The 20,718-nt window shown below is 72.6% G+C and carries 16 protein-coding genes; 3 read left to right on the forward strand and 13 right to left on the reverse strand.

The features are described 5' to 3' along the window. Window positions 1-23: 23 nt before the first annotated feature. Window positions 24-887 (reverse strand): inositol monophosphatase family protein, encoded by an 864-nt coding sequence (locus tag ACFY8W_RS07080; protein WP_391101195.1) that lies wholly within the window; start codon window positions 885-887, stop codon window positions 24-26. Window positions 888-1,028: 141 nt separating this feature from the next. Between ACFY8W_RS07080 and ACFY8W_RS07085 the strand changes: the two genes are divergently transcribed. Continuing rightward, on the forward strand, window positions 1,029-2,084 hold the full coding sequence (locus ACFY8W_RS07085) for a biotin/lipoate A/B protein ligase family protein (RefSeq protein ID WP_391101198.1): 1,056 nt from the start codon (window positions 1,029-1,031) through the stop codon (window positions 2,082-2,084). 229 nt (window positions 2,085-2,313) lie between these two features. Here ACFY8W_RS07085 and ACFY8W_RS07090 read toward each other — a convergent pair whose 3' ends face one another. Together ACFY8W_RS07090 and ACFY8W_RS07095 are read right to left on the reverse strand one after the other, a co-directional pair. Beyond that, window positions 2,314-2,913 (reverse strand): methyltransferase domain-containing protein, encoded by a 600-nt coding sequence (locus ACFY8W_RS07090; protein ID WP_391101200.1) that lies wholly within the window; start codon window positions 2,911-2,913, stop codon window positions 2,314-2,316. Window positions 2,914-3,339: 426 nt separating this feature from the next. Beyond that, the gene (locus ACFY8W_RS07095; RefSeq protein ID WP_391101203.1) at window positions 3,340-4,296 is read right to left on the reverse strand and encodes a WYL domain-containing protein; all 957 of its coding nucleotides are present in this window, start codon (window positions 4,294-4,296) and stop codon (window positions 3,340-3,342) included. A 62-nt stretch (window positions 4,297-4,358) separates the two neighbouring features. On the opposite strand from ACFY8W_RS07095, the gene ACFY8W_RS07100 reads away from it, so the two are divergent. After that, window positions 4,359-4,973 (forward strand): TIGR03086 family metal-binding protein, encoded by a 615-nt coding sequence (locus tag ACFY8W_RS07100; RefSeq protein WP_391101206.1) that lies wholly within the window; start codon window positions 4,359-4,361, stop codon window positions 4,971-4,973. 228 nt (window positions 4,974-5,201) lie between these two features. Here ACFY8W_RS07100 and ACFY8W_RS07105 read toward each other — a convergent pair whose 3' ends face one another. The 10 genes from ACFY8W_RS07105 to ACFY8W_RS07150 form a co-directional block, all read right to left on the reverse strand. Beyond that, a complete protein-coding gene (locus ACFY8W_RS07105) occupies window positions 5,202-7,826 on the reverse strand; it encodes an RICIN domain-containing protein (protein WP_391101208.1) in 2,625 nt (874 codons plus the stop codon). A gap of 39 nt (window positions 7,827-7,865) precedes the next feature. Continuing rightward, window positions 7,866-10,235 carry a non-reducing end alpha-L-arabinofuranosidase family hydrolase gene (locus tag ACFY8W_RS07110; protein WP_391101210.1) on the reverse strand — a complete coding sequence of 790 codons (2,370 nt, stop codon included), beginning with the start codon at window positions 10,233-10,235 and terminating at the stop codon, window positions 7,866-7,868. Between the two features lie 404 nt (window positions 10,236-10,639). After that, window positions 10,640-12,220, reverse strand: coding sequence for a sigma-70 family RNA polymerase sigma factor (locus ACFY8W_RS07115; protein WP_391101212.1), 1,581 nt, complete (start codon window positions 12,218-12,220; stop codon window positions 10,640-10,642). 276 nt (window positions 12,221-12,496) lie between these two features. Continuing rightward, complete coding sequence (locus tag ACFY8W_RS07120; RefSeq protein ID WP_391101215.1) at window positions 12,497-13,510, reverse strand: TIGR03842 family LLM class F420-dependent oxidoreductase; 1,014 nt, start codon at window positions 13,508-13,510, stop codon at window positions 12,497-12,499. Between the two features lie 46 nt (window positions 13,511-13,556). Then, window positions 13,557-14,960 carry a dihydropyrimidinase gene (hydA, locus tag ACFY8W_RS07125; RefSeq protein ID WP_391101217.1) on the reverse strand — a complete coding sequence of 468 codons (1,404 nt, stop codon included), beginning with the start codon at window positions 14,958-14,960 and terminating at the stop codon, window positions 13,557-13,559. Window positions 14,961-14,977: 17 nt separating this feature from the next. After that, window positions 14,978-16,261, reverse strand: coding sequence for an aminotransferase class III-fold pyridoxal phosphate-dependent enzyme (locus ACFY8W_RS07130; RefSeq protein ID WP_391101220.1), 1,284 nt, complete (start codon window positions 16,259-16,261; stop codon window positions 14,978-14,980). Beyond that, the gene (locus ACFY8W_RS07135; RefSeq protein ID WP_391101223.1) at window positions 16,258-17,100 is read right to left on the reverse strand and encodes a nitrilase-related carbon-nitrogen hydrolase; all 843 of its coding nucleotides are present in this window, start codon (window positions 17,098-17,100) and stop codon (window positions 16,258-16,260) included. The genes ACFY8W_RS07130 and ACFY8W_RS07135 overlap by 4 nt, the downstream gene beginning before the upstream one ends. Before the next feature lie 254 nt (window positions 17,101-17,354). After that, window positions 17,355-18,641, reverse strand: coding sequence for a UL36 very large tegument protein (locus tag ACFY8W_RS07140; protein WP_391101226.1), 1,287 nt, complete (start codon window positions 18,639-18,641; stop codon window positions 17,355-17,357). 53 nt (window positions 18,642-18,694) lie between these two features. Next, window positions 18,695-19,108 (reverse strand): PPOX class F420-dependent oxidoreductase, encoded by a 414-nt coding sequence (locus ACFY8W_RS07145; RefSeq protein WP_391101228.1) that lies wholly within the window; start codon window positions 19,106-19,108, stop codon window positions 18,695-18,697. 227 nt (window positions 19,109-19,335) lie between these two features. Further along, window positions 19,336-19,728 carry a winged helix-turn-helix transcriptional regulator gene (locus ACFY8W_RS07150; RefSeq protein ID WP_391101230.1) on the reverse strand — a complete coding sequence of 131 codons (393 nt, stop codon included), beginning with the start codon at window positions 19,726-19,728 and terminating at the stop codon, window positions 19,336-19,338. Window positions 19,729-19,799: 71 nt separating this feature from the next. On the opposite strand from ACFY8W_RS07150, the gene ACFY8W_RS07155 reads away from it, so the two are divergent. Further along, the gene (locus ACFY8W_RS07155; RefSeq protein ID WP_391101232.1) at window positions 19,800-20,492 is read left to right on the forward strand and encodes an NAD(P)H-binding protein; all 693 of its coding nucleotides are present in this window, start codon (window positions 19,800-19,802) and stop codon (window positions 20,490-20,492) included. The last annotated feature ends 226 nt before the right edge of the window (window positions 20,493-20,718 follow it).

The raw sequence follows: 20,718 nt of genomic DNA on the forward strand, positions 1-20,718 counted from the left end.
ATATTCCCGGCCTCGTACGGGACTTACCGGGCCCCGAGGAGTGACCGGATCCGTTCGGCGGTGGCGGCGTCGCGGGCCGCGGTGAACGGCAGCGTGTTGCCGCCGGTGATCCGGAAGCGCTCGCCGGTCAGGGTGAGGTCCGCGCCTCCGGCCTCCGCCACCAGCAGCAGCCCGGCGGCGTGGTCCCAGGCGTACTCCCAGGAGAAGGCGACCGCGTCGAGGCGGCCGCGGGCGACGGCCAGGTACTCCAGTCCCGCCGAGCCGCAGGGGCGCGGGCGGACGCCCTCGGTGCGCAGTCCGAGCAGGGCGCGCTTCTGGTCCGGCGTGGTGTAGTCCGGGTGGGAGGTGGCGACCTCCAGGACCGCACCGGACGCGGGCGCGCCCGACCGTATCGGCTCGCCGTTCAGGGTGGCGCCGTGGCCGCTCACCGCGACGGCGAACTCGTCGAGGGCGGGGGCGTAGGTCCAGGAGGCGAGGACCTCGCCGCGCCGGGCGAGGGCCACCAGCGTGCAGAAACCGGCCTCGCCGCGCACGAACTGACGGGTGCCGTCCACCGGGTCGACGATCCACACCGGGGCGTCGCCCTTCAGCGCCTCGTAGACCGCGGGGTCGGCGTGCACCGCTTCCTCGCCGACCACCACCGAGCCGGGAAGCAGCGCCGTGAGGGAGGCGGTCAGGTGGGCCTCGGCGGCCCGGTCGGCGACGGTCACCAGGTCGTGCGGCCCGTTCTTCTCGACGATCTCGTCCTCGTCGAGCTGCCGGAAGCGCGGCATGATCTCCGCGGCGGCGGCCTTGCGCACCGCCTCCTCCACCTCGGTGGTGCCGCCGGCGAGGACGTGGGCGAGGAAGTCGTGGGCTCCGGTCTCGGTCACGGTCTGTTCCGTCATGTGTCCATCCCACCACACCCGTCTGACAACGCGGGGGCTCCCGGGCGACCTGTGGACAACCGGCGGACGACCTGCCGGCCACGAGTACGCTTTGGTCGAGTTCACCCCCAAAGCTCCGTGCTCACCATCCAGGTAGGGCCCGTGCACGGCGAGTACAAGGTCCCGGGCGGCAAGCTGGTCGTCGTCGACCTCGACGTGGAGGACGGCGCGCTGCGCCGGGTCCGGGTCGCGGGCGACTTCTTCCTCGAACCCGACGAGGCGATCCTGGCGATCGACCGGGCCCTCGAAGGCGCCCCCGCGGACACCGACGCCGCCGGTCTCGCGGCCCGCATCGACCAGGCGCTGCTGCCGGGCACGGAGATGTTCGGCCTGACCACGGAGGGCATCGGCGTCGCGGTCCGCCGGGCGCTCGCGCACGCCACGGACTGGACGGACTACGACTGGCAGCTGGTCCACGACGCGCCCCAGTCCCCCGCGCTGCACATGGCGCTCGACGAGGTGCTGACCGCCGAGGTCGCCGCGGGCCGGCGCCCGCCGACGCTGCGGGTGTGGGAGTGGGGTTCGCCCGCCGTGGTGATCGGGAGCTTCCAGTCGCTGCGCAACGAGGTGGACCCGGAGGCGGCCGAGCGGCACGGCATCGAGGTGGTCCGCCGGATCAGCGGCGGCGGTGCCATGTTCATCGAGCCGGGCAACACGATCACGTACTCGCTGTCGGTCCCCGACGCCCTCGTCCAGGGCCTGTCCTTCACCGACAGCTACGCCTATCTCGACGACTGGGTGCTCGGCGCGCTCGGCGACATGGGCGTAAAGGCCTGGTACCAGCCGCTGAACGACATCGCCACCGACGCCGGCAAGATCGCGGGCGCCGCCCAGAAGCGCGTGGTCGCGGGCGAGGGCGCGGTGCTGCACCACGTGACGATGGCGTACGACATCGACGCCGACAAGATGACCGAGGTGCTGCGGATCGGGCGCGAGAAGCTCTCCGACAAGGGCACCAAGAGCGCGAAGAAGCGGGTCGACCCGCTGCGCCGGCAGACCGGTCTGCCGCGCGAGGCGGTGATCGAGCGGATGATCGACTCGTTCCGCGGCCGGTACGGCCTCACGGAGGGCCGGGTGACCGAGGAGGAGCTGGCGCTGGCGAAGGACCTGGCGGAGTCCAAGTTCGCGGCCCGGGACTGGACGGCCCGGGTCCCGTAGCGCCGCCCCGCCGGTGGCCGGCCGGCCGCCGCGCCCGTCGGCCGGACTGCGGGCCGTCCGACGGGTCACGGACCGTCGGACGGGCTGCGCGCCGTCGGACGGGCCACGGGCCGTCGGACGGGCCACGGAGATCACCCGCGCCCGGGTTGGCGTTCCGCGGCGGCACACGTGCCGGGCCGGGGGCCGTGGCCCGTCCCCTGACAGGACGGGTCACGGCCGGCCGGCCGCGTCAGGCCTCCGCGGGAACCCGGGCGACCAGGACGAACTCGTTGTACGGGAAGACCTTGCCCACGGACCGCGGGAACGGGAACGAGTAGGTGCGCTCGACGCCGAGCCCGACCTTCTCGGCGTGCGCGCGCATCCCGTCGAAGTCGACGAACCGCACGTGCGTGGAGTCGGTCTTGTAGCCGGCCTCCTGCGGACAGATCAGCACGACCGAGCCGCCCGGCTTCACCAGCGGCAGGTACTGCTCCAGGACCGAGTTCCCGAACGTCTCGTCCATGTGCTCCAGGACGTGCGCGCAGAGCAGGCTGTCGAAGGAACCGGGACCGCAGTCCGGGGCCTCGGCGAGCTCGTCCGGCGTGTAGGCGGTGAGACCGCGCTCACGGCAGGTGGCGACGGAGTGGGCGTTGTGGTCGACGCCCACGCTGTCGGGTCCGCAGTTCAGCAGGTTGCGGCCGAGACCGCAGCCGACGTCGAGCACCCGCCCTAGTCCGAGCCTCTTCAGGTTCCATCGATAGGGAGCTTGCGTGGGGAGCAACCGCTTGATTCCCGAGGTCTCGAGCCGCGCGAGACGCTGGGTGTAGTCGGAGGACTCCGTGCCGGACATTGACGACCGCCTTCGTTGCGTTGTGTAAACGCAAAACGACACCGTGATGGGCGAGTTACGGGGGCGCGAACACGTCCGGGCAGGTTGGGAGGGACCCGAAGTAGGCGACGCTGCCCCGCTTCTCGGTGTCTGCGAGGCTAGGGCATGACGCCGCCCCGGGTCCAGGGCTGCAGGCGGCGGCCCTGACGCGCCATGAGATCGGTGCACGGGAGCGGCTGGCCGACCGGTGGTGGAACGACTCCGAGCAGGGACCGCAGGGTGTCATGCCTGCCTCAAACGGGCGGGCCCGGACGGCGGGACCGCCGCCCGCTTGTCATCAGCGTCGTGCAGAGCGGGGAGGCGGCGAGCCCACCGCCCGGCCGTGGCCGGCGAGCGGCTCGAGGAAGGGATGGGGCCGCCCTCCGGGATCGGGCCCGTGCCGGGCGGCTATCCAGAGCCCGGCGGCCCGTACACACCGGCCAGCTCGACCGCCAGACGTGCGAGCCGCTCCCTTGCCTCCGGCGGATCCAGCACCTCGATGCGTGCCCCCAGCCCGGCCAGCTGTGCCGCGACGACCTCCGGCGTCGGCCCGTCGACCCGTATCTCCGTCCACCCGTCGTGGAGCACCGGACCGACGTGCAGACGCCCGCCGAACAGCCGCTCCAGGTTCGCCATGGCACCCGGCTCGACCCGGGCCCGAACCGTCGCCGCGTACAGCCGCTCCTCCAAGCGCGCGGCGAACGAACGCCAGACCGTGGGAAGGTCGAAGCCGGGCGGCCGTACGACGGGCTCGCCGGTTGCCTGGACCGAGGTGACCCGGCTGAGCCGGAAGGTCCGCAAGCCCCGCTCCGTATCGGCGACGAGGTAGTCGTGACCGGCCTTGGCCACGAGCCCGAGCGGATGGACGGTTCGCTCGCCGACGGGCTTGCCCGGCCCGGCGTACCCGAGCCGCACCTGGATCCCGTCCACCACGGCCCGCCGGAGCGCGTCGAGGTGCGGCCCGGTGGCCGTGACGTCGGCGCGCGACCAGTCCGTGCCGTCGGTAAGGCCGGCCCGCGACGCGGCCTCGGCTCCCGCACGCAGGGGTGCGGGCAACGCCCGAACCAGCTTGCGCAACGCCGCACGGAGTTCGGGCGTGGTCGACGACGGGCCCGCGAGCAGGAACAGCGCCCGGATCTCCCCGGCGGTCAGCCCGGTGAGGTCCGTACGGGCGCCGCCGACCAGCGACCAGCCGCCGCCGCGGCCACGCTGCGAGTAGACGGGGATGCCCGCGGTGGACAGGGCCTCCAGGTCGCGGCGTGCGGTCCGCGGCGACACTTCGAGTTCGGCGGCGACCTCGGCCACGGTCACACGGGTACGCGTTTGGAGGAACAACAGGGTTGCCACCAGGCGATCGGCTCTCATGCCGACGATTCTCTTCCGGAAAGTGGCCAGAAGATGACCTGTTCGGCTTCCAGGATGAGGCCATGACACACATCGAGAACACCGCGCGCTCCACTGTCACCCCTGACCTCACCGGCGACCCTCGTCAGGCCCTGCTCAAGGCGATCGCGCTGGCCGGACGCACCATCGCCGCAGTCCGGCCCGAGCAGTTCGACGCGCCCACGCCCTGCACCGAGTTCACCGTCCGGCGGCTGGCCGGACACCTCGTCGCCGTCCTGCGCCGGATCGCCCTCGCCGGGCGCGGCGGCGACGTGACGAGTCTCCCCACGGTCGCCGACGACCTCGCGGACACCGAATGGCAGGAGGCGTGGGACGCCGCGGTGCGTGAGGTCGAGGCGGCGTGGGCGGATCCCGCGGTCCTTGACCGGATCCTGACACTGCCGTTCGGTAGCCTTCCGGGTGCTGCCGCCGCGGCCGTCTGGACGTCGGAGTTCACGGTGCACACCTGGGACGTGGCCACCGCGACGGGACAGCTCCCGGACTGGGACCCCGAACTCGTGGCGATCTCGTACGCCGCCATGAAGCGCGGGCTGCCCGCCGGGCCGCGTGACGGTGCGCCGTTCGGGGCCGCGGTGGACGTCGACGCGGACGCGCCGGCCATCGACCGCCTCGTGGCGTGGTGCGGACGCAAGCCGTAATCAGCATCCGGAACAGGGAGGGCGGCCCCATGGCCGGGGTCGCCCTCCCTGTCACGTTCGGGCAGGACGGCGCCACGGCCCGGCGCCCTGCGCTGACGTTGCGCTCCTTCTCGCGCCGCGGCGGAATGCCGCCCTCCGACCAGCTGTCGCACTGGTCAGAGGGCGGGATCCCCTTGCGGCCGGCAGGCCGGCGCGGACGTCAGCCGCGTGTCCGCTCCGGTGGCGGCGTCAGGACGGGTCGCCGTACTGGAGGCCGCGGCCGTTGGTGCCGACGTAGACCCGGCCGTAGGTGTCCGGGTCACCGGTGATGACGCCGACGCCGCCGATGCTGCCCCACTGGTGGGCGTCGTCGTTGACGCGGAGCCAGGTGGCGCCCTTGTCGGTGGAGCGGAAGACGCCGGTGACGTCCTTGACGGTGCCGATCAGGTACAGGGCCTGGTAGGAGGCGCCGGGCGCGGCCTTGCCGAAGCCGAGGGCGGAGGCGGACTGCACCGTGGTGAGCGTGGTGAAGGTGCGGCCGCCGTCGGTGGAGTGCCGGAGCCCCTGGCCGCCGCCGGCGATCCACAGGTCTCCGGCGACGCCGGGGACGGCCGTGAGCCGGCCGGCGGGCAGGCCGGTCGCCCGGGCGGTGAAGGTCGCGCCGCCGTCGGTGCTGGCGTGCAGCGTGCCGCCGGCCAGTGAGTAGAAGGTCCTGGCCGAGGAGCGGTCGGCGACGACGACCGCGTCGGTGCCGAGGCCGCCGACCCTCGACCAGCTCGCCCCCTTGTCGGTCGACCGGTACGGGACCTGGCCGGCCTGGGTCCAGACGATGGCCGAGCCGTCGGCCGCGAGCGCGACACGGCCGTCCCGGGCACCGGCCACCGGCTCGGTCTTGAAGCCGTTCCAGCTGATGCCGCCGTCCGTGGAGTAGGCGCCGTCCTGTGCGCCGCCGTGGCCGACGCGGACCATCACCGAGGGATTGGCCTGGGCGAAGTCGATGTCCGTGCTGTTGGCCATCATCGGGTTGTCAAGCCGCCCGGCCGGGACCTTGGTGAGGTCCTCGTGGCGGAAACCGCCCTGGTCGCCCATGGCGGTGACGACGGCGGCACCCCCGGGCGGGGCGATCGCGTCCATCAGCGCGGTCTCCTCGAGGCCCCGCGCCCCCGCGGTCCAGTGGCTGGTGCCGCCGCTGTCGGTGGCGTTGGCGTCCTTGCTGCGCCAGATGCCGTTGCCCGTGCCGTACAGCACGTGCCCGGAGTCGAAGGGGTCGATGGCCAGGGCGGTCATCCAGTGCCCGGTGTGGGTGCCGACGTAGGGGGCGGCGGAGGCGTTCCGCACCGACCTGTCCGCCAGTGCCTTCCAGGTCGTGCCGCCGTCGGTGGTGCGGTAGATCTCGTCCTCGGGCCACCAGCGGTCGAGCGTGGTGACCATCACCGTGGACGGCTTGCGCGGGTCGACGGCCAGGCCGGAGAACCCGTAGCCGCCCTGGGACGGGGAGACGTTCTTCCACGTCCCGCCGGCCGGTGCGTACTTCCAGACCGAGCCCGCCGTCACGCCGTTGGGTCCGAGGGCGTTGGTGTACGTCAGGTACAGCGAGCCGTCACCGGAGAGCACTCCGTGCTGCGGCAACTGGCCCGTGGGCTGCCCGGGGACCGCCTGCCAGGTGCTGCCGCCGTCGGTGGAGCGGTAGAGGGAGGTGGACCTGTCGGCGACGCCGACGTAGACCGTCCTGCTGCCGGCCGGGCCGTACGTCACGAAGGAGATGCCCGCACCGCTGCCCGCACCGTCCTTGACGGGGAACGAGGAGACCTGCCGCCACGTCGCACCGCTGTCGGTGCTGCGCCACAGGCCGTTCTTACGGGTACCCAGCAGCAGGGTGCGGTTGTCCGAGGGGTCGATCGCCAGGCGTTCGCCGGCCCCGCGGCCGTCCTCGTTGCCGCCCAGCTTGAACGGCAGATCGGTGCGCTGGAAGGTGCGGCCACGGTCCGTGGAGCGCAGGACCGCGCCGTTGCCGGCCCACTCGTTGGTGTAGGTGCCGGTGGCGAGGTAGAGCCGGTCGGGGTCGACGGGGTCGGTGGCCAGCGCGTCGATGCCCAGCAGGTTCCAGTCCTTCTCGCCGAGCCAGTCGGTCAGCGGGATCCACTGCTCGGCCGCGGCGTCCCAGCGGTAGGCACCGCCCATGTCGGTACGCGCGTACAGCAGCCCCCTCTCCCGGGGGTTGAACACCAGCCCGGTGACGTAACCCCCGCCCACCACCTGGGCGTTCTTCCACACGTACGGTCCGGTCCCGGTGGCCGGGGCCTCGGCCGTCTTCACCAGCCTCCACTGCTGGTTGGTGCTGCCATGGCCGCCGTACTGGATGACCGCCGCGCCGTCGGCCGTGGACCCTCCCCGGACGTCCAGGACCTGGCCGCTCCTGCGGGAGGTGAAGGTGACGGCGCCGGAACCGCTCACCTCGTCGATCCGCCATTCCTGGGAGGCGGAGGAGCTGTCGGTCTGCTGCTCGGCGGCAGCCGCCTGCGCGGTCGAATCGCCCGCTATGCCGAGCACTTTGCCGCTGTTGCGGTTCACCAGCTCGTAGTAGCCGTCGCCGGTGGACCTCAGCCTCCACTGCTGGTTGGCGGTGTTCTGATCGGTCCACTGCTGGATGCGGGTGCCGTCGGCGGTGGAGAAGGCGTTGACGTCCAGCACCTTGCCGCTGCGCACCGAGACCAGCTTGTAGTAGGCGCTGTCGTCGACCGTCGCGGCCTGCGAGTCGTCCTGCACGAACAGGAGGTACGGCACGACGGTGGCGGGCACGCCGAGCAGCAGGGCGGTGGCGGTCCCGCGACGGCGGTGACGTCCGCGGCGCCCGGCGTTGGTGGGGTTGTTCATGGGGGGTGTTTCTCCTTGTACGACTGTGGATCGGGCAGGTCAGCGCTGCAGGGTGAGGACGCCCGGCCGGTAGGGCAGCCCGTCGTAGGGTCCGCCCGCGGTGGGGGACTTGCCCTGGTACAGGAACCGCAGGTTGCAGGGGTCGACGGTCATGGTCTGGTCGGGGTTGGTGCGGATCAGGTCACCGTGGCTGATGTCGTCGGTCCAGGTGGCGCCGCTGTTGGCCTTGCCCGCGAAGGGGTTGCTCTCGGTCGCGGCCTGCGGGGTCCACGCACCGCTCAGGCTGGAGGCCGTGAACGAGCGGAAGTAGCGCCGCTCGTTCGCACCGCGAGCCTCGACGATCATGAGGTACTGGTTCCGGCCCTGGACCTTGTAGACCTGCGGCGCCTCGAAGAGATTCTTGGCGGTGTCGCTCATGACCGTGGTGTACGACGAGCCGAAGTTGCCCGGGAAGTTCCCGATCGGCATGCTCGCCCGGTAGATCCTGCCGTTGTCGCCGGCGAAGAACAGGTACATGTTCTTCTCGTCGGCGATCAGGGTCTGGTCGATCGGTCCGGTGCCGGATTCGGTACGGGGGATGCTGCCGGTGAACAGCGGCCGCGGCGCGGACCAGCCGTCGGGGTTGGTGGGGTCGCTCGACGTGCGGTAGCTGAAGGGCGAGGCGCCCCACTGGTAGGCCAGCACCCAGATCCTCTTGGGTGCGAAGTAGAACAGGGTGGGCGCCACCGCGTTCTGGCCCATCCGGATCTGGCCGGCCGACGCCATGTCCGACCAGTTCGTGAAGGGGCGGAACGCCATCGAGCCGTACGAGGTGCCCGACGCGCTCGACGCGTAGACGAGGTGCTTGCCGTCGTGCATCACGTGGGTGAAGTCCTTCAGCGCGGCCCACCCGTTCGACGGCTGCGCGAGGGGACCCGTCGAACTCCACTTGTACGCCGTCGGGAGATCACACGTGCCGCTGCCCGTCCCGGACGGGGTGGTCCAGGTCCACTTCTGGTTGCCGACGGACGCGCAGGCGTACAGCTGGATCGTGGTGCCGTTCGCGGTGGCGGCGCCGACGGCGTCGAGGCACAGCCCGGACTGGACGCCGGTGATCGAGCCGTTGGAGTTGACGTCCCACTGCTGGTTGGCGCCGCCGTTGCAGTCCCAGACGATCACCGGCGTGCCGTTGGTGGTGCCCTTGCCCTTGGCGTCCAGGCACTTGTCGCCGTGCACCTTCAGCTGCTTGGCGGCGGTGTGGGTCCAGCGCTGGCCGGCCTGTCCACCGCAGTCCCACAGGTGCGCGCGGGTGCCGTTGGCGGTGGCGGAGCCGGGGATGTCCACACAGCGGCCGGAGGCCACGCCCTTGATCTCCCCGGTACCGCCGGTCGGCTTGCCCGGGGTCGTACCGGAGGCGGACGTGAGAGCGTTCATGACGGCGGTGTACGCGGGCTTGGGCCTGCCACCGCTGTCGAACAACAGCGGGCTCTCGCCGCTGCGCCAGGAGTCGCTGTCACGGACGCCCCACACCGTGATGCCGGTGCACCGGGCCACGGACAGGCAGGTGCTGACCGTGTTCGCGTAGTGGGTGGGTGACGCCTGGGCGATGTCCAGCTCGGTGATCTGGACGTCGACGCCCAGGTCGGCGAAGCCGGCCAAGGTGGTCCTGAAGCTCGCCGGCGGGCCGCCCGCCCCGAAGTGGCTCTGGAACCCGACGCAGTCGATGGGCACGCCGCGGGACTTGAAGTCCTTGACCATGCGGTAGACGCCCTGGGTCTTGGCGTCCGACCAGTTCTCGATGTTGTAGTCGTTGTAGCAGAGCTTGGCCGAGGAATCGGCCGCGCGGGCGGTGCGGAACGCCTCCTCGACGAATCCGTCGCCCAGCACCCGCTGGAAGACCGAGTCGCGGAGCCGGCCGCTGCCGCCGTCGGCGAACGCCTCGTTGACCACGTCCCAGGCGTAGATCTTGCCTTTGTAGTGGGTCATCTGGGTGGTGATGTGGTGGTTCATCACACCGCGCAGCGTCTGCGCGTCGCGGATGGAGCCGACCCAGGAGGGGAGCTGCGAGTGCCAGACCGTGGTGTGGCCGCGCAGGCGCTGGCCGCGTGCCAGGGCACGATCGACGATCCGGTCCGCGGGACCGAAGTTGAAATTGCCGCGGGACGGTTCGACGGTGTCCCACTTCATCTCGTTCTCCGGGGTGACCATGTTGAACTCCCGGTCCGCGATCGCGGTGTACGCGGAGTCGCCGAGCCTGCCGGCTGCCACAGCCGTCCCGAAGTACCTGCCCGAGGGGCCGGCCTGGGTGCCCAGGCCCGCGGCTCCGGCGGAGCTGGGGAGGAGCGTCACGACGCCGGCCACCAGCGCCGTGGCCGACAGTCCTATCGCCCATGTCCGGCGGCGCCGGTGGAGCCGGTGCAGGCCCTTCATGATTCTCCTCGGGGGCCCTGCGTACCGGTCGTTCTGGGCTCGTGGGTGTGTTGCGTCATGTGAGGGGCTTTCTTCAGGGGATCGTCGGTGGGGGAGGTCGGGACCCTGCCGCGTCGGCGCGTCATGACGGGCGGCGGGAGGGACACCCCTGAAGTGGAGGCTTCCGGGCACGCGGTCTCGTAACGGAAAAGCGGCGCCGTTCGCGGGATCGCCCGGTGATGCATCTCGCAGGCAGAAAGCGTTATGCCGGGCGCCGTGGCCTGGTCGCGCCCGTGGAAGAGGGGCGCCGCAGTGATCTGCGGTGGACGCCGGTCACGGCGTGGGGCGGGAACCGTGGGGGATCGGGCTGGAGGAGCACCAGCCGTGACGGTGCGGCTCGGTCGGGATCGCCCGAGGAGCGGTGCTCAGGCCCCGGAACCGCGCACGACGAAGGAAGCCTGGCCGGCGAAGGCCCGCGTGCCGTCGGAGCCGTCGAGCCAGATTCCGCCGTCGCGGTGGCGGAGGACCGATCCCGGATAGTTGTGCGCGTGCAGGGTCACGGACCCGGCGACCGCCCCGGGACGGGGACAGAAGGTGGCGTCTTCACGGAACAGTGCGCTGCCGTCGTCGGTGCTCAGCCGCAGCCGCAGGTAATGGTGGCGAAGGTACCGGCCGTCTGCGGCGCGGAAGGTGACGCACCGCGTGTCGGCCAGTCCCCCGACGACCGTGAAGGTGAACCGCTGGCGTGCCTGCGGGCCGCTGGACGCGGCGACGCTGCCGAGCGCCGCGAAGTCGCCGGTGTACGTGACGAACAGGCCGGGGCTGTCCGCGGACTCCAGCGACCGTGCGCCCAGCGGAACGGTGCCCGCGACGGCGGACGGGCTGACCGAGGGCGGGCTCACCGGGGACGGACTCGCCGGGGACGGTCCGGCCGACGTGGGGGTGCGCGAGGGAAGGGGCGTGGGAGTGCCGGCCGTGGGAGCGGCGGTGGCGCCGGGCACGCGAGGCGCCGGTTCGGGCCAGGTCGCGTAGGTGGCGGTCCCGGCGATGAGCACCGCGCCGGTCGCGAGGCTCACCAGCGGATGAGCCGTCACCGCCTGGAGTTTGCCGATCAGCGCGCCGTGGAGACCGCCTCCCCCCGTCGCCGCGCCGACGGCGACGGGGGCCGCGGCCAGCCCGGCGGCGCTCGCTGCCGTACTCGGCAGAAGGCCCTTGGCGGCCAGCGCGGCGATGAGTGCGGCCGGGACGGCCAGCGTCGTGAGGCTGAGGGGGAGCAGTTCGGCCGGAACCCGTTCTGGCGACGTCGTCGTGCAGACCGGGCAGTCACGTGTGTGCCGCGCGATCCGCTTGCGCCACACCGATGCCGGAAGGCCGTCCCAGCCGGCGACGGTCTCCCCCAGCTGCGGACAGCGCGGGTCGGCCTCCAGCGCGGCGACGATCGTCCGGCACGACTCCAGCTGCTCCCGCATGCGCTGGATGCGCACTCCGACGTGCGCGACCGTGAGCCCCATGGCGGCGGCCATGTCCTCCCGGCTGAGCAGGCCGACGCATTCCTGCCACCACAGCGACAGCAGCACCCGATGGTCCGGGTCGAGCCACCGGCCGGCTTCGACCACCCGTCGGCGCTCGTCCGACACGTGCAGCCGCAGGATCGTCACGTCCAGGGGCTGGGCGCCGGCGTCCGGCATCCGGCGCGCCTCGTCGATGACCGTGGTCCGGTCGGCGAGGGCGTGTTGCCGGTGCCAGTGGGTGTTGATCTGGCGGAGTGTGATCGACACCAGCCAGGACCGGAAGCTCTCCGGGGCACGCAGGGTGGGCAGGTCGCGCACCACGCGCAGCAGGGTTTCCTGGACCACGTCGTCGACATCCGCATGTCCGCCCAGCGCTCGCCCGACGATGTTGTACAGCAACGGCAGGTACGCGGCGATCAGCTCCTCGCGCGCCCGGTCGTCACCGGCCCGCGCCGCGACGACCAGCCCCACGTGGTCCGCATCGATGAGCCCCATTCCCACCTCCGTCAGGGGAGCGATCCGCCGAGTACGCGGCGGCACACCCTAGCCTCGACGACGGCATACGGCCAAAGCCTGCGCCAGGGGCGGACGGTCGGCCCCTGACCGCCGGCCGCTGCGAACGGGTCGGCGAGCAGGGTCTCCGCATACCTGGAGAAGGCAGCACAGCGGACAGATCGAGCGGGGCGGCGTCCTGGACGAGCTGATCACCGGCTTCGACGAGACCCACGTCCCCGCCGATCCGGAGGCCGTGGCCCCGGCCCGGGCTCTGCGTCAGCGAAGGGCGGGGATGATGTCGGTGCCGTAGGCGTCGATGGTGCCCTCGCGGTTGTCGTGCATGTCGTAGACCGCGAACTGGTCGACGCCGAGGTCCTTGAGGTGGCGGAGCTTGTCGAGGTGGGCCTCGGCGGGGCCCAGGAGGCAGAAGCGGTCGACGATCTCGTCGGGGACGAAGGTGGTGTCGGGGTTGTCGGCGCGGCCGTGGTGGGAGTAGTCGTAGCCCTGCCGGTCCTTGATGTACGCCGTCAGCTCCTCGGGGACCATCGAGGAGTGTTCGCCGTACTTGGCGACCAGGTCGGCGACGTGGTTGCCGACCATGCCGCCGAACCACCGGCACTGGTCGCGGGCGTGGGCGAGGGCCTGCGGGGAGTCGTCGGCGGTGACGTAGGCGGGGGCGGCGACGCAGATCGTCAGGGCGTCGGGATCGCGGCCCGCGTCGGCGGCGGCCTGCCGGACCGCCTTGACCATCCACTCCGTGAGGAACGGGTCGGCGAGCTGGAGGATGAAGCCGTCGGCCTTCTGCCCGGCCAGGGCCAGTGCCTTCGGGCCGTAGGCCGCCATCCACACCGGCAGCTTCCCCTCCTTGATCCACGGGATGCGGATCGGGTTGCCGTCCACCGTCGCCTCGCGGCCCTCGGCGAGGTCGCGGATGACGTCGATGGCCTCGCCGAGGCGGGCCAGGGTGTTGGGCTTGCGGCCGGCGACGCGCATGGCGGAGTCGCCGCGGCCGATGCCGCAGACGGTCCGGTTGCCGTACATGTCGTTGAGGGTGGCGAAGGTGGAGGCGGTGACCTCCCAGGTGCGGGTCCCCGGGTTGGTGACCATGGGGCCGACGTGGAGCTTGGTGGTGTGTTCGAGGATCCGGCTGTAGATGACGAAGGGCTCCTGCCACAGCACGGCGGAGTCGAAGGTCCAGCCGTAGCGGAAGCCGTTGCGCTCCGCCCGGCGCATCAGACCGACGACCTCCGAGGCGGGCGGGTCGGTCTGCAGGACGAGTCCGAAGTCCACGCGGGACCTCCAAGTTCAAGTCGGTGCGGCGAGATCCTGGGGTGGTTCAGCCCAGGTACTGGCAGGTGGAGCGGGGCACGAAGCTGCCGTGGCCGGCGCGCCCGGTGAACTTCCGCTGTTCGATGACGGGTTCGCCGCGGGAGAGGACGGTCTCGACCTGTCCGGTGACGGTCTTCCCCTCGTACGCGGAGTAGTCGACGTTCATGTGGTGGGTGGCCGCGGACAGGGTCTGCGTGGCGTGCGGGTCGTAGATGACGACGTCCGCGTCCGCGCCCGGCGCGATGGTGCCCTTCTGCGGGTAGAGGCCGAACATCCGGGCCGGGGTCGCGCAGGCGATCTCGATCCAGCGGCGGCGGCTGATGTGCCCGTCGACGACGGCCTGGTGGAGCAGGTCCATGCGGTTCTCTACGCCGGGCAGCCCGTTGGGGATCTTGGAGAAGTCGCCGACGCCGAGCTCCTTCTGGCCCTTGAAGCAGAAGGGGCAGTGGTCGGTGGAGACCACCTGGAGGTCGTTCGTCCGCAGGCCCCGCCAGAGCGCGGCCTGGTGTTCCTTCGGCCGCAGGGGCGTGCTGCACACGTACTTGGCGCCCTCGAAGTCCGGCTCCGCCAGGTTGTCGGTGGAGAGGAAGAGGTACTGCGGGCAGGTCTCGCCGAAGACCGGCAGGCCCTTGTCGCGGGCCGCGGCCAGCTCCGCTACGGCCTCCTCCGCCGACACGTGGACGACGTACAGGGGCGCGCCCGCGACGCGGGAGAGCTGGATCGCGCGGTGGGTCGCCTCCGCCTCCAGCAGGGCCTTGCGGACCTCTCCGTGATGGCGGGGATCCGTCTCGCCCCGGGCCAGGGCCTGCTCCACGAGGACGTCGATCGCGATGCCGTTCTCCGCGTGCATCATGATCAGTCCGCCGTTGGCGGCCCCGCGCTGCATGGCCCGCAGGATCTGTCCGTCGTCGCTGTAGAAGACTCCCGGATAGGCCATGAACAGCTTGAACGAGGAGATCCCCTCCTGGACGAGCCGGTCCATCTCCTTCAGGGTGTGCTCGTTGACGTCGGAGAGGATCATGTGGAAGCCGTAGTCGACGGCGCAGTTGCCGTCGGCCTTGGCGTACCAGGCGTCCAGGCCCTCGCGCAGGCTGTGCCCGACGGTCTGGACGGCGAAGTCGACGATGGTGGTGGTGCCGCCCCAGGCGGCGGCGCGGGTGCCGGTCTCGAAGGTGTCGGAGGCGAAGGTGCCGCCGAAGGGCAGCTCCATGTGGGTGTGGGCGTCGACGCCGCCCGGGATGACGTAGCGGTCGGTGGCGTCGACGACCCGTCCGGCGGTCCAGCCTGCGGCGACGTCGGAGCCGTGGGCGGCGAGGGCGGCGATCCTCCCGTCCTCGATCAGGACGTCGGCGTGCAGTTCGTCGGCGGCGGTGATGACGAGACCGCCGCGGATCAGGGTTCGGGTGCTCACGGACTTCTCCCTGCCGACTAGATGGAGCGGAAGGCCTGTTCGAGGATCGCCGCGCCTTCCTCGGCCTCGGCGACGGTGAGCGAGAGCGGCGGCGCGACGCGCAGGGCGGTGGTGTTGTGGCCGCCGCCCTTGCCGATGAGCAGGCCTCCCTCGCGGGCGGCCTCCAGGACGGCGCTCGCGGCGTCGGGGTTCGGCCGGTCGGTGCCGGGTTCGGTGAGCTCGACGCCGATCATCAGGCCGCGCCCGCGCACCTCGCGTACGGCGTCGATGCCGGCGGTGATGCCCCGGAGCCGTTCGAGGAGCAGGCCGCCGACCCGGCGGGCGTTGCCCTGGAGGTCGTGTTCCAGGAGGTAGGACAGGTTGGCGAGGCCGGCGGCCATGGTGACCGGCGAACCGCCGAAGGTGGAGATGGAGTTGGCGTCGAGACAGTTCATGATCTCGGCGCGGGCGACGACGCCGCCGATGGACATGCCGTTGCCGATGCCCTTGGCGAAGGTGAGCATGTCGGGCGGCCCGGCCTGGCCGTGGGCCTGCCAGCCCCAGAAGTGTTCGCCGGTGCGGCCCCAGCCGGTCTGCACCTCGTCGGCGATCCAGAGGATGCCGTGCCGGTCGAGGACGCGGCGGAAGGCCGCGTAGAGGCCGTCGGGCGGGGAGGTGAAGCCGCCGACGCCCTGGATGGGTTCGGCGATGAGGGCGGCGACTCCCGCGCGGGTCTGGCCGAGCACGTCCTCCAGGTCGGCGACGCAGGCCTCGGTGAACCGCTCGTCGGTGTACTGGGCGAAGGGGCCGCGGGAGCGGACTCCGCCGTGCACGTACAGGGTCTGGAGCGGGGAGAGGCTCGTCGGGGACCAGGCGCGGTTGCCGGTGATGCCGACGGTCGAGAAGGAGCGGCCGTGGTAGCTGTTCCGCATCGCCAGGAGCTGGTTGGAGCCCGTGTACGTGGTGGCGAGGAGGAGCGCGGCGTCGTTGGCCTCGGTGCCCGAGGTGGTGAAGAAGACGCGGGCGTCCGGGATGCCGGACAGGGAGGCGATCCGCTCGGCGAGCTCCACCATGGGGCGGTTGAGGTAGAGGGTGGAGGAGTGGATGATCCGCCCGGCCTGCTCGGCGACGGCCTTGGTGACCTCGGGGAGGGCGTGGGCGGTCATGGTGGTGAGGATGCCGCCGAAGAAGTCGAGGTAGCGCCGGCCGTCGGCGTCCCAGACGTGCCGGCCCTCGCCGTGGGTGATCTCGATCGGGTCCTTGTAGTACAGGGCGACCCAGTCGGGGATGACGGCGCGGTGGCGGTCGTAGAGGCTGCTCACGGCTGCACCAGCCCGTCGTACGCGTCGGGGCGGCGGTCGCGGTAGAACGCCCACTGCTGCCTGACCTGCTCGATGAGGCCGAAGTCGAGGTCGCGGACGATCAGTTCCTCCTCCTTGTCGGAGGCGACGTCGCCGACGAACTGCCCGCGCGGGTCGACGAAGTAGCTGGTCCCGTAGAAGTCGTTGTCGCCGTACTCCTCGATGCCGACGCGGTTGATGGCGGCGACGAAGTACTCGTTGGCGACGGCGGCGGCGGGCTGTTCCAGCTGCCAGAGGTAGGAGGAGAGGCCGCGGTGGGTGGCCGACGGGTTGTATACCAACTGGGCGCCGTTGAGGCCGAGTTGGCGCCAGCCCTCCGGGAAGTGCCGGTCGTAGCAGATGTAGACGCCGACCTTGCCGACGGCCGTGTCGAAGACGGGCCAGCCGACGTTGCCGGGCCGGAAGTAGTACTTCTCCCAGAAGCCCTTGACCTGGGGGATGTGGTGCTTGCGGTACTTGCCGAGGTAGCTGCCGTCGGCGTCGATGACGGCGGCGGTGTTGTAGTAGAAGCCGGCTCCTTCGACCTCGAAGACGGGCACGACGACCACCATCCCGGTCTCCCGGGCGAGCGCCTGCATCCTGCGCACGGTGGGCCCGTCGGGCACGGCCTCCGCCCAGCGGTAGTGCTCGGGCTCCTGCACCTGGCAGAAGTACGGGGCGTTGAACACCTCCTGGAACCCGATGACCTTCGCCCCCTGCCGGGCCGCCTCGCGGGCGTGTTCCTCGTGCTTGGCGATCATGGATTCGGTGTCGCCGGTCCAGGTGGCCTGGACGAGCGCGGCGCGTACGACGTCGGTCATGAGCTGCTCCTTCGGCGCGGCGTGGAGAGCCTCTACGCACGTAGACGCGATGCGTAGGAGGAGAACGTAAGCCCCGTCACACCCCGGAGCAAGACCACCGCCGTGAAGTAGCGGAGTCGATCATGTTTCATACCCGAGTGGTCCACGTCGGACACGTACCGACACGTCCCCGTGCGTCCGGAAGCGCGTTCGGGACCGCGCCCGCAGCCACGGTGGCGCCCGCGGGCCCCGCCGGTCCGGCGCCGCCGACGCTCCTACGCGAGTCCGGCGACCCTCAGCGCGTGCGCCAGGTCCCGCTCGCGGGCCGGGGAGGCGGCGCGGGCCGCGGCGAGCAGTCCGGGAACGAGGACGGCCGGGTCGGCGGCGGCGAGCCGGGCCGCGTCCTCGGGCGTACGGGCCCGGAGGAAGGCGGCCAGCAGGGCCTGGGCCTCGGCCCGGTGGCCCTCGGTGCACAGCGCCGCACAGGCCCCGGCCAGCTCCTCCACCGGGCGGGCGACGCCCTGCCGGAGCAGCTGTTCGCAGTCGTGCGGGCGGCCCGCGTCGGCGAGCGCTCCGGCGACGGCGGCGAGCCGGGCGGGCGGCAGGGTGGCCGCCTCCCAGAGCAGCGTGGCCCAGTCGGCGCCGAGGCCTGCGGCGTGCAGCTCCGCGGCGAGCACCGGAAGCCATCCGGGCGGCCCGGCCAGGGCCTCGCAGAGCAGCGCGTGCGCATCGCCGCTGCGCCCCTGGGCGCGCAGCCGCCGCAGCGCGTAGACGGCGTTGCCCGCGGCACGGGCGGCCTGCGCGGGATCACCGGCGGGCGCCGCCGGCCCGGCGGCGGGCGCGGCGGAGACCGGGGCGCCGCCGAAGCGCGCGCCGCGCGGCGCGGCGGCGGGCCCGACGGGCAGTTCGGGCGCGGGGAGCGGCTCGGGCACGGGAAGCGCCTCGGCCTCGTCCACGTACGCGTAGCGGGCTCCGCGCGGACGCCGCCGGGGACGCGGGGCGGGTTCGGCGGGCGAGGCGGGCAGGGTGGGTGCGGCGGGCGGGGTGGGCCGGGTGAGGGCGGAGGGCGCGGCGGGCGGAACGGGCGCGGAGCGATCAGTGCCGCCGATGCGGTCGAGTCGCTCCGTGAGCTCCGTGACCCTCGCCCGCGCGCGGGTGAGGTCGTCGCGGGCCCAGGACAGGGCAGCGGCGTGGCCGGTCGTCCCGGCGAGGTCGCGGATGCGGGACTCGGCGTAGCGGGCCTCGCGTTCCATCAGGTCCCGGCGTTCGAGCAGGGCCGCCGCGCCTCCGGGGCCTCCGTCGTGGACGGCGGCCGCGGCCCGGTGCAGCGCCCGGCCCCGCAGGCCCCGGGGGCCGTCCGCCGGCTCGCCGAGGTCCTGGAGCAGCGACTCGACGACGTCCCAGGGCAGGATGTCCGTACCGTCGAAGCAGGCCCGCATGCCCTCCGGGTCGCGGTCGGCGAAGACGCCGTACCAGCCACGTCCGGGGTCGAGCCGGCCGGCCAGTTCGCTCAGCCAGCCGGTGAACGCGGCCACTTCCGCCGGGAGTTGATGCACCGTCATTACACTGCCCCTTCGGTCCACCGGCATTGGACCGCAGGCGTGTTACGGGACGGCTACGCAGGGTTTTCGGTCTCGCTCACACCCTGGGTGAAGTTCACGACGATGCCGGTGTGCGGGCGCTTGCCCAGGCGGGCGATCGTCGCGGGCCAGTCGACCGCCCAGAACTGCCACGTGTACTTGCGGGACAGCAGCCGCCGCACCCGGCGCAGCTCCTCCCCCGTCACGAGCCGCGCGGTGCCCTCGGCCCGTACGGCGCCGTCGGCCACGTTGCCGCGCACGTCGCACACGGCGGCCACGACGCGGGGGTCGCGGCGCAGCCGCTTGACCTTCCAGGAGTCGGTGCGGGTCCAGGCGTACAGCTCGTCGCCCTCGACGGCGTACCAGACCGGCGTGGCGACGCCGGTGCCGTCCCTGCGGAAGGTGGTGAGGCTGACGTAGCGGCCGTGCCGCAGCTCTTCGGGTATCACGGCTCCCGAGCTTACGCAGCGGATGGATCGGCGGCGTGCGTGAGGGTCTCCCAGGCCGCGAACACGAAGAGGTCGTCGGTGCCGCCGGGCCGCCGGCCGCGTGCGGGCTTCGCGGTCTGCGGGAGCCGGCAGCGCATCCGCCGGGGCCTGTCAGGCTGGTCGGGTCCGTGACCGCGCCTCCCGCCGCTCGCGCGGGGGCGGGCCGGCGGATCAGGGCCGGACATGCCCTAGGCCGGCGTACCGGCGGCGGTGTCGTAGGTCTCGCGTGCCTCGGTGACGGCGGGTGCGTGGGCGCGGGTCCAGGCGCAGGCGGTGTCGAGCGGGGCGATGAGGGAGTGGCCTAGGCCGGTGAGGGCGTACTCGACGCGGGGCGGGTTCTCGTCGTGGACGGTCCTTGAGACGAGGCCGTCGCGCTCCATGGCGCGCAGGGTCTCGGTGAGGACCTTGGGGGTCACCATGTGGAGCGGGACGCGCAGTTCCGTGAAGCGCCGGGCCCTGCCGTCCTCCAGGCAGCGCAGCACCATGGCTGTCCACTTGCCGCCGAACACCCGGACGGGCTGGGGGCGGTCGGCGCACCCGGGGTCGTCGAACAGGGTGGGGCTCAGGGGCGGCTCGGTCATGGACCCGACGCTAGCCCACCGCCCCCAGTACCGTTGAAGTAACCGGGCACCCCGGTTCTACGGTCCCTGCCATGAACGACGTGACGAGCAACAGCAGCGGCAACAACGGCGGCGGCAGCGGCAGGAAGATCATCGTTTTCGGGGCGGGCGGCCGGGTGGGCCGCGCGGTGGTGGCCGAGGCGGTGGCCCGTGGCCACCGGGTGACCGCGGTGGTCCGGGACCCGGCGAAGTACCCGGACCTGGAGGGGACGGGCGTGGCGGTCGTGGGCGGCGACGCCACGGACCCGGACGCGGTGGCGGATCTGGCCGCGGGGCACGACGCGGCCGTGAACGCCTCGGCCCGGCTCGACGTCCCCTCGGAGCAGTACTTCACGGCCGCGGCCCGGGCCCTGGTCACGGGCCTGAGGAAGGCGCGCGTGGGGCGCCTCGTGGTCCTGGGGATCGCGACCACGCTGGAGACGGCGCCGGGGACACGACTGATGGATGCGCCCGGATTCCCGGCGGAGTGGCGGGCGTTCGCGCAGGGGCACGTGGCGGAGTTCGCGCTCCTGACCGCCGAGGCGGGCGACGGGCTCGACTGGCTGATGGTGGTCCCGCCGCTCGACCTGGACCCGGAGGCGCCGGTGACGGGCGGGTACCGCACCGCGGTCGGCAGGGTCCTGGACGGCCCGGGCCGCATCGCCCACGGCGACCTGGCCCGGGCGATCGTCGACGAGGTCGACGGTCCGCGGCACAGCCGGGTGCAGCTGGCGGTGTCGGTCTGAGGACCGCGGACGGACCGACGCGCTGGTCGGCCGGACGGGTCCGGGAGCTTGCCGGTGGCTGCGGGCCGGTCGGGGTTGCGGACCAGCGGGGGCCGGCCGCAGGTCGCGGGCCGGCCGGAGGTTACGGGCCGGCCGGGGCCGGCCGCAGGTTGCGGACCAGCGGGGGCCGCTCGCAGGTTGCGGGCCGGTCGGGCGCGGGACGCGGGCCCCGCGCCCCGGCACCCGG

The sequence above is a fragment of the Streptomyces sp. NPDC012637 genome (assembly GCF_042954805.1).
Lineage (GTDB): Bacteria > Actinomycetota > Actinomycetes > Streptomycetales > Streptomycetaceae > Streptomyces.

What these genes read in the sequence shown, in the direction of transcription:
- ACFY8W_RS07080 (WP_391101195.1), bottom strand. Translation starts at nt 887, where the DNA reads ATGACGGAACAGACCGTGACCGAGACCGGAGCCCACGACTTCCTCGCC.
- ACFY8W_RS07090 (WP_391101200.1), bottom strand. Translation starts at nt 2,913, where the DNA reads ATGTCCGGCACGGAGTCCTCCGACTACACCCAGCGTCTCGCGCGGCTC.
- ACFY8W_RS07095 (WP_391101203.1), bottom strand. Translation starts at nt 4,296, where the DNA reads ATGAGAGCCGATCGCCTGGTGGCAACCCTGTTGTTCCTCCAAACGCGT.
- ACFY8W_RS07100 (WP_391101206.1), top strand. Translation starts at nt 4,359, where the DNA reads ATGACACACATCGAGAACACCGCGCGCTCCACTGTCACCCCTGACCTC.
- ACFY8W_RS07105 (WP_391101208.1), bottom strand. Translation starts at nt 7,826, where the DNA reads ATGAACAACCCCACCAACGCCGGGCGCCGCGGACGTCACCGCCGTCGC.
- ACFY8W_RS07110 (WP_391101210.1), bottom strand. Translation starts at nt 10,235, where the DNA reads ATGAAGGGCCTGCACCGGCTCCACCGGCGCCGCCGGACATGGGCGATA.
- ACFY8W_RS07115 (WP_391101212.1), bottom strand. Translation starts at nt 12,220, where the DNA reads ATGGGGCTCATCGATGCGGACCACGTGGGGCTGGTCGTCGCGGCGCGG.
- ACFY8W_RS07135 (WP_391101223.1), bottom strand. Translation starts at nt 17,100, where the DNA reads ATGACCGACGTCGTACGCGCCGCGCTCGTCCAGGCCACCTGGACCGGC.
- ACFY8W_RS07140 (WP_391101226.1), bottom strand. Translation starts at nt 18,641, where the DNA reads ATGACGGTGCATCAACTCCCGGCGGAAGTGGCCGCGTTCACCGGCTGG.
- ACFY8W_RS07150 (WP_391101230.1), bottom strand. Translation starts at nt 19,728, where the DNA reads ATGACCGAGCCGCCCCTGAGCCCCACCCTGTTCGACGACCCCGGGTGC.
- ACFY8W_RS07155 (WP_391101232.1), top strand. Translation starts at nt 19,800, where the DNA reads ATGAACGACGTGACGAGCAACAGCAGCGGCAACAACGGCGGCGGCAGC.